This is a genomic window from Polaromonas sp., assembly GCF_041689105.1.
Taxonomy (GTDB): domain Bacteria; phylum Pseudomonadota; class Gammaproteobacteria; order Burkholderiales; family Burkholderiaceae_C; genus Polaromonas.
Genome location: NZ_JBDNGU010000205.1, coordinates 1 through 7819 on the forward strand (window position 1 = coordinate 1; position 7819 = coordinate 7819).

9 protein-coding genes are annotated in these 7819 nt (G+C 60.9%); 8 read left to right on the forward strand and 1 reads right to left on the reverse strand.

The genetic code is table 11. The features are described 5' to 3' along the window. Window positions 1-510: tetratricopeptide repeat protein (locus ACESMT_RS20220; protein ID WP_372828392.1), on the reverse strand; the 510-nt coding region annotated here is incomplete at its 3' end. Between the two features lie 245 nt (window positions 511-755). Here ACESMT_RS20220 and ACESMT_RS20225 point away from each other — a divergent pair. The 8 genes from ACESMT_RS20225 to soxB form a co-directional block, all read left to right on the forward strand. Beyond that, complete coding sequence (locus ACESMT_RS20225; RefSeq protein ID WP_372828393.1) at window positions 756-1130, forward strand: ArsR/SmtB family transcription factor; 375 nt, start codon at window positions 756-758, stop codon at window positions 1128-1130. Then, window positions 1124-2455: a sulfite dehydrogenase gene (soxC, locus tag ACESMT_RS20230; protein WP_372828394.1), complete on the forward strand. Its 1332-nt coding sequence runs from the start codon at window positions 1124-1126 to the stop codon at window positions 2453-2455. Before ACESMT_RS20225 ends, soxC begins: the two co-directional genes overlap by 7 nt. Window positions 2456-2486: 31 nt before the next feature. Further along, a complete protein-coding gene (locus ACESMT_RS20235) occupies window positions 2487-3563 on the forward strand; it encodes a c-type cytochrome (protein WP_372828395.1) in 1077 nt (358 codons plus the stop codon). 115 nt (window positions 3564-3678) lie between these two features. Beyond that, the gene (gene soxY / locus ACESMT_RS20240) at window positions 3679-4146 is read left to right on the forward strand and encodes a thiosulfate oxidation carrier protein SoxY (protein ID WP_372828396.1); all 468 of its coding nucleotides are present in this window, start codon (window positions 3679-3681) and stop codon (window positions 4144-4146) included. A gap of 34 nt (window positions 4147-4180) precedes the next feature. Beyond that, entirely contained in the window at window positions 4181-4492 is a 312-nt protein-coding gene (soxZ, locus tag ACESMT_RS20245; protein WP_372828397.1) for a thiosulfate oxidation carrier complex protein SoxZ, read from the forward strand. A 41-nt stretch (window positions 4493-4533) separates the two neighbouring features. Continuing rightward, window positions 4534-5331 carry a sulfur oxidation c-type cytochrome SoxA gene (gene soxA / locus ACESMT_RS20250; protein ID WP_372828398.1) on the forward strand — a complete coding sequence of 266 codons (798 nt, stop codon included), beginning with the start codon at window positions 4534-4536 and terminating at the stop codon, window positions 5329-5331. A 15-nt stretch (window positions 5332-5346) separates the two neighbouring features. Next, a complete protein-coding gene (gene soxX, locus ACESMT_RS20255; RefSeq protein WP_372828399.1) occupies window positions 5347-5994 on the forward strand; it encodes a sulfur oxidation c-type cytochrome SoxX in 648 nt (215 codons plus the stop codon). A 118-nt stretch (window positions 5995-6112) separates the two neighbouring features. Next, window positions 6113-7819 (forward strand): thiosulfohydrolase SoxB (gene soxB / locus ACESMT_RS20260; RefSeq protein WP_372828400.1); only part of this gene is annotated, 1707 nt, incomplete at its 3' end.

Below are 7819 nucleotides of genomic sequence, written 5' to 3' on the forward strand. Positions count from 1 at the left end.
GCCGCTGTTGATGTTGTTGTCTGTGCCATAACTGGTTTCCACATAAGCCTTGAGCGACGACCGGGCGGCTTCTTCGTTGCGGTCTATGGCCAGCAGGAACTCGTCTATCTTGCGAGCAACTTCTGGCGGAATGCTTTCGCGCCTGGCCTCTTGCAGCACCTGACGGGCGGCCAGATTGTCCTTCAGGGCAAACAAGGCGCGGCCTAATTCGGCGCGGGCGCGCGAATTGCCCGGTTGCACCGTCAGTACGCGCTCCAGTGCGAAGACCGCGCGCGTGAATTGGCTGGTTTCATTGGCGGCAATGCCCAGAACAGTGTCGAAGTCGGGATCACCCGCACGCTCGGCCTCGACGGCGGCAAGCTGGTCAAATGCCTGTTGAGGCTTGCCCTGTTCGACGAGCGCCAGGGACTTGCGGACCAGCGCGTCCACCTCGGCGTGAGCCGCTCCTGCCAGCATGAGGGCCGACGCGTATCCGCTGAGGGTCAACAACAGAAACTGATGTAAAAACATAAAAAGGTTTGAATGAGTAACAACCACGGGGCGACCAAGGTTTTATAGCACGGTGCGGTGCAAACCGAGAATATTTTCCGGTGACTTTTGGGCACTAAGTCTGCCCTGCGACCGTCGCTGTTGCTGACAGGCGCCATTTTTGCCAAAAGGCACCTCGGCGGTACACGGCTAAGGGTATGCCCGGTAACTGCCCAACTGAAGGGCGCTTTAATATCAGTCGTTACTTATATTAAAGAGTGTTTCTCATGAAGCAGATGATCGAGGCTGGGGCGAAGTCAGAGCAAGGACGGGTTTTTGAGCTGGCCGCCGAACTGTTTGGCGTGCTGGCCACCCCCATGCGTTTGCGCGTGCTCAGCGCGTTGTGCGAGCGAGAGAAGTCGGTCAACGAGCTGCTGGCTGAAATCGACACCACACAACCCAATCTGTCGCAGCATCTGGCGGTGTTGTTCCGCACCGGCGTCCTGGCCAAGCGCAAGGAAGGCACGCAGGTCATCTACCGCGTTCACAGCGAAAAAGCCGTGGCCCTGTGCCGCAGCGTCTGCACCCAGATCGCCATCGAGCTGGATGAGCCGGAACCGGTTCCCGCTGGTCAAAGCCTCTCGCCGAGCCGCGCATGCTGAGCCGCTTTATCCGCCGGGCGCCGGAGAACTTCCTCGACCGGGAGCAGATCCAGGCGGTACGATCCGGTCGCCGCGGCTTCCTGGCAAGTGCGGTGGCTGCGGCAACGGGTGCCATGGTGGCGGAGCGCGCCCTGGCGCAAGCAGGGGACGATCCCGCCATCATGAATCTGCCGCCGCACAGCAAGGGTCTGGGGCAAGCGGTTGCGGCGCGGGCCTACGGCCAGCCCAGCGACTGGGAAAAAAATCTGCAGCGCCGGCAAAGCCCGGGCCTGACCCGTGTGCCGCAATCGAGCGTGAGTTTTGCCCCGCTGCAGGGCCTGTTCGGCATCATCACGCCCAGCGGCCTGCATTTCGAGCGGCACCACCAGGGCTGGTGGGACATTGACCCCTCGAAACACCGTTTGATGGTCAATGGTTCGGATGACACCATGCTCAAGCGGGCCATGGTATTCGGCATGGACGAGTTGATGCGGCTGCCATCGGTCAGTCGCATGCATTTCATCGAATGTGGGGCCAACACCGGCATGGAATGGGGCAACGTGGCGGTGCCGACGGTGCAGTACACACACGGCATGCTCAGCTGCAGCGAGTTCACCGGTGTGCCATTGCGCACCGTGCTGGAAATGTGCGGCGCTGACTTCAAGCGCGCCAGATTTGTGCTTGCAGAAGGCGCCGACGGCTCCGGCATGACGCGCACCATCCCGATGAGCATGGTGATGGATGGTCAGGTGCTGCTGGCTTACGGACAGAACGGCGAAATGCTGCGGCCCGAGAACGGCTACCCGCTTCGCCTGGTGGTTCCCGGCGTGCAGGGTGTGAGCTGGGTCAAGTACCTCAGGCGCATCGAAGTCGGCGACATGCCTTATGCGACCAAAGATGAAACCATTCACTATGTGGACCTGTTGCCCGACGGCACACACCGGCAGTACACCAGCATCCAGGAAGTCAAAAGCGTGATCACCTCGCCCAGCGGTGGGCAGGTGCTGCTGGAGAAAGGCTTTCACACCGTCACCGGCTTGGCCTGGAGCGGCCGCGGCAAGATCCGGCGGGTAGATGTCTCGGTGGACGGCGGGAAAAACTGGAAGCCGGCCCGGCTGGAAGGCCCTGTACTGTCCAAATGCCTGACGCGGTTCAACACTGATTTTGTCTGGGATGGGAAACCGGCTTTTTTCCAGAGCCGCGCGGTGGATGAAGCCGGCCAGATCCAGCCGACCTACGGCGAGCTTCGCAAGGTGCGCGCGTCCCGCAGCATCTATCACAACAACGCCATCCAGTCCTGGGCGCTGGCAGAAAATGGCGAGGTTGGCAATGTCCAGTTGGCTTAAATCAGCATTCGTGTGCTGCGCTGCACCGCTGATGACTGCGGCGTTTGCTGCGGGCCCTGCAGAGAAGTTTCCGCATGTCGGCCGCAGCGCGACCCCCGCTGAAGTCCGGGCGTGGGACATCGATGTCCGTCCCGACTTCAAGGGCCTGCCTAAAGGCCAGGGTTCGGTGCGCCAGGGTGAAACGGTGTGGGAGGCGCAGTGTGCGTCCTGCCACGGCAGCTTTGGCGAGTCCTCCGAAATCTTTACCCCGATTGCTGGCGGCACCTCGGCCGAGGACATCCGTACCGGACGCGTGGCCAGCCTGCTTCCTGGCGCCAACCAGCCCCAACGCACTACGCTGATGAAAGTGTCCACGTTGTCCACGCTGTGGGATTACATCAACCGCGCCATGCCGTGGAACGCACCCAAGTCGCTGACGGCCGACGAGGTGTATGCGGTCACGGCCTATATCCTCAACCTGGGCAACATCGTTCCAGCAGAGTTCACGCTGTCCGATGCCAACATCCGCGAAGTTCAGGCGCGCCTGCCCAACCGCAAGGGCATGACAACGGCGCACGCGATGTGGCCGGGCAAGGAACTCGGTGGACAAAGTCAGCCGGATGTGCAGGGCTCCACCTGCGTACGCGACTGCAGGAAAGACGTGACCGTAAAAAGCTTTTTGCCTGACTACGCCCGCAATGCGCATGGGCAGCTGGCCGAGCAGTCGCGGCTGGTGGGGGGGAGCCGTGGCGCCGATACCAGCCGCCCGGCATCCGAAAGTGTGATGCCAAACAAGGCTGTAGCCCTCGCCAAAACTGCGTCAACCGCTCCTGAAAAAGGAGCAAGCGCGGGCTCGGCCAGTGCCGCTGCGGCCGCGGGCTTGATGCCCTTGTTGCAGAAAAACGCCTGCTTGGCCTGCCACGGCATGGACAGCAGGATCGTCGGGCCGTCATTCAAGGAGATAGCAGCCAAGTACAAAGGCCGTGCCGACGCAGTGAATTACCTGTCGGGCAAAATCAAGGGCGGCGGACAGGGCGTTTGGGGCAATGTCCCGATGCCGGCGCAAGCCCTGAGCGACGCGGAGAGTGCGCAGCTGGCCCAATGGCTTGCACGAGATTTTTCACCCTGAGCAACGGGTGTGCGAGGTGCCAGGCTTGGGACAAACACTCTGTTCCTTGCGCAGGTTTTTGTGTCCAATCGAGTTCAGTCAACAAGTTGAAGTTATAGCCAAAGGAGTTCAGACCATGGAACGTCGTCATTTTTTAGCCACAGGATCGGGCGCGACAGCGCTGGCCCTTGCCGTCTCGGCCGGCTTGTCGCCCGCGCATGCGCAGACCGCAGCGGCGTGGAACAAAGCGGCATTCGACAGCAAGTCGCTGGCGGAAGCAGCCAAAGCCATGGGCGCTACGGGCGCGCCGGTTGAAAGCAAAGACCTCATCCTGCAGGCCCCCGAAATTGCAGAAAATGGCAGCGTGGTGCGTGTTGGCGCGCAAAGCAACATTGCCGGTACCACGCAGCTGGCCCTGGTCGTCGAGAAAAACCCAAATGCGCTGGCCGCGCTGTTTGACATTCCCGCTGGCACTGACGCCAACGTCTCCACCAACCTCAAGATGGGCCAGTCGTCCAACGTCTATGCACTGGCCAAGGCCGGCGACAAGTTTTTCTATGCGGTGAAGGAAGTGAAAGTCACCCTCGGCGGCTGCGGCGGTTGAGCCGGACCCGGAAAAGAATCGAAAGGAAAAAATCATGTCAGATCCAATGAGAATCCGTGCTCAGGCACAAGGCGACAAAACCACCGTCCGTGTGCTGGTCAGCCACGAAATGGAAAGCGGCCAGCGCAAGGACGCCGCCGGCAAGACCGTACCGGCCTGGTTCATCGAAACCATCACTGCTACCCATAACGGCAAGACCGTCATGAGTGCCCAGTGGGGCCCGGCTGTGTCAAAAAATCCCTATATGCAGTTCAGCTTCAAGGGCGCCAAGGCCGGTGAAAAAGTCATCGTCAGCTGGACCGACAACAAGGGCGACAAACGTACCGACGAAGCTGTCATTTCCTGAGTCCGGGCCGCAGACTGGCCAAAAAATACGAGGAGTACGCGATGAAATGGAAATTATTGAGTCTGGCCGCCCTGGGCCTTTTGCCCATGCTGGCGGCAGCGCAAAAAACCACGGCCGAGGGTATTGCCGAGTACCGTGCCATGCTGGCCGACGGCAACCCGGCCGAGTTGTACGAAGCCAAGGGCGAAGGGCTGTGGAAGCAGGCACGTGGCCCCAAAAATGCCAGCCTTGCGCAGTGCGATCTGGGCAAGGGGCCGGGCGTCGTCAAGGGCGCTTTTGTCGAGCTGCCGCGTTATTTCGCCGACACCGCTCGGGTGCAGGATCTGGAGTCGCGGCTGCTGACCTGCATGGAGACACTGCAGGGCTTCAACGCAGGCACCATTGCAAAAACCCCGTTTGGCCGCGACGAACAGAAAACCATCGAGTCGCTGGTGGCCTATATCTCCGGCGAGTCGCGTGACATGAAGTTCAATCTGCCGCAGACGCATTCCCAGGAAAAACTCATGTACGCCGTCGGCAAGCAGGTGTTTTACCAGCGCGGCGGGCCGTATGACTTTTCCTGCGCGTCTTGCCACGGCGAAGACAACAAGCGCGTGCGCCTGCAGGACTTGCCCAACCTGACCAAAAACCCGGGCGCGGGTGACGGATTCGGCGCCTGGCCGGCCTACCGTGTATCCAGCGGGACACTCTGGGGCATGCAGCGCCGCCTCAATGACTGCTACCGCCAGCAGCGCTTTCCGTTTCCGGGTTATGCCTCGGACGCCACGATTGCCCTGGGCGTATTCATGGGCGTAAACGGCAAAGGCGGGACGTCCACGGCGCCGGCCCTCAAGCGTTGAACAAACACAGGAAGCATGATGAAAAAAATCTACAAGAACGCCGGCCTTTTGTCCCTGACGGTTCTGCTGGCCAGCTGCGCCACCGGCCCCTCACCGCAGGATGTGGCCGAAGCCACGCAAAAGGTGTTCAAGTCCTCGTTCCGCGATCAGGGTATCGCCAAAACTTCCTGGCTGGAGCAGGACGCCTCCAACAAGGCCTGCTCTGAAGCGCAAGGTGCTGCGCTCGATGACAAGCTGGCCAAGTCCATTGAGGACGCCAACATGAAAACCGTGAAGATGCCCGCTGACGGAAAGTTCATCGGCGACTGGAAAGAGGGCGAGAAGATTGCGCAGAACGGACGCGGCATGACGTGGACCGACAAGCCCGGAGCGGCCAACGGCGGCAGCTGCTACAACTGCCATCAGATCAGCAAGGAAGAGCTTTCTTTCGGCTCCATCGGCCCCAGCCTGTACAACTACGGCAAGTTGCGTGGCGTCTCCAACCCCGCCGCCGCAGAGAGCAAACCCATCGTGGACTACACCTGGGGCAAGCTCTGGAACGCCAAGGCTTACAACGCCTGTTCTGGTATGCCGAGGTTTGGGCACGCCGGTATTCTGAACGAAACCCAGCTGCGCGACGTCATGGCTCTGCTGCTGGACCCGCAGTCGCCCGTGAACAAGTGATTTTGACGCTGATTTAGTGTCGTTTCTGCCTGTAGCCCTTATCCAGCGGGCGCAGGCAGCTATCAAATTTATAGTAATTCGAACATATGCCTGATACGCAGGCAGGATCGCCAACGCCATGAATCTGTCCCGCCGCGAGTTTGCAAGTGTCATGGGCGCCGCGCTGGCGGCTGGTTTTCCGCTTCATCGTGATGCCGGCGCCGCGCAGGCAGGCGCCGTCTACAACGTGCCGCGTTCGGGCAACGTGCATCTGCTGCACATGACCGATTGCCATGCACAGTTGATGCCGGTGTACTTTCGTGAACCCTCCGTCAACCTTGGCGTGGGCGCGATGCAGGGCCAACTTCCTCACCTGGTCGGCGAGCATCTCCTGAAAGCGGCACACCTCAAAGCCAACACCCCTGAGGCCTACGCCTTTACTTACCTGAACTTCGAGCGTGCCGCAAAACAGTACGGCAAGGTCGGCGGCTTCGCCCACCTGGCTACGCTGGTCAGGCAGCTCAAGGCGGGACGCCCCGGCGCCTTGTTGCTCGACGGCGGTGATACCTGGCAGGGTAGCGCTACGGCGCTGTGGACCCAGGGACAGGACATGGTTGATGCCGCCAAGCTGCTGGGCGTCGATGTGATGACGGGCCACTGGGACTTCACCTATGGTGAAGAGCGCATCAAGACGATTGTCGAGAAAGACTTTGCCGGCAAGATCGACTTTCTGGCGCAAAACGTCAAGACCAGTGATTTCGGCGACCCGGTGTTCAAGCCCTATGTCATCAAGGAGATGAACGGTGTGGCCGTTGCCATCATTGGCCAGGCCTTTCCGTACACGCCCATTGCCAATCCGGCCTGGCTCACGCCCAACTGGACGTTCGGCATCCGTGAAAGCGAGATGCAGGAAACCGTCAACGAGGCCCGAGCCAAGGGCGCGCAGGCGGTGGTGCTGCTCAGCCACAACGGCATGGATGTGGACCTGAAAATGGCCTCGCGCGTCACAGGCATCGACGTCATTCTGGGCGGCCACACGCACGACGGCGTACCGGTTCCGGTGATCGTCAAAAATCCCGGCGGCCAGACCATCGTTACCAATGCTGGCAGCAACGGCAAGTTTCTGGGCGTGCTGGACCTTGACGTCAAGGGCGGCAAGGTTGTCGCCTTCAACTACCGCCTGCTTCCCGTTTTTTCAAAGCTGCTTGCGGCCGACCCGGCCATGAGCAAGCTGATTGCCGGCATTCGCGCGCCTTACGAGGCCAAGCTCGGCGAAAAACTCGCAGTGACTGAGGGCACGCTGTTTCGCCGCGGCAATTTCAACGGCAGCTTTGATCAGCTCATCCTCGACGCGCTGATGGAAGTGCGCGGCGCCGACATCGCGTTTTCGCCGGGCTTTCGCTGGGGCACTTCGCTGCTGCCGGGGCAGGCCATCACGCGTGAACATGTGATGGACCAGACCGCCATCACCTACCCCTGGACCACCCTGACGGACATCCGCGGCGACATGATCAAGACCATTCTTGAGGATGTCGGCGACAACCTGTTCAACCCCGATCCGTATTACCAGCAGGGCGGCGACATGGTGCGGGTGGGCGGCCTGAGCTACACCTGCGAGCCGGGCGCCAAAATGGGCTCCCGCATCCAGAACATGCGCCTGAAAGGGCAATTGATCGAAGCCGACAAGACTTACAAGGTTGCCGGCTGGGCGCCGGTGGCTGAGGCCAGCAAAAATGCCGGACCGCCAGCCTGGGAGGTGGTCGAGACCTACCTGCAGGCCAAAAAAGTTATCAAACCGCCCAAGCTCAATGTGCCCCGTCTGGTCGGCGTGGCGGGAAACCCCGGC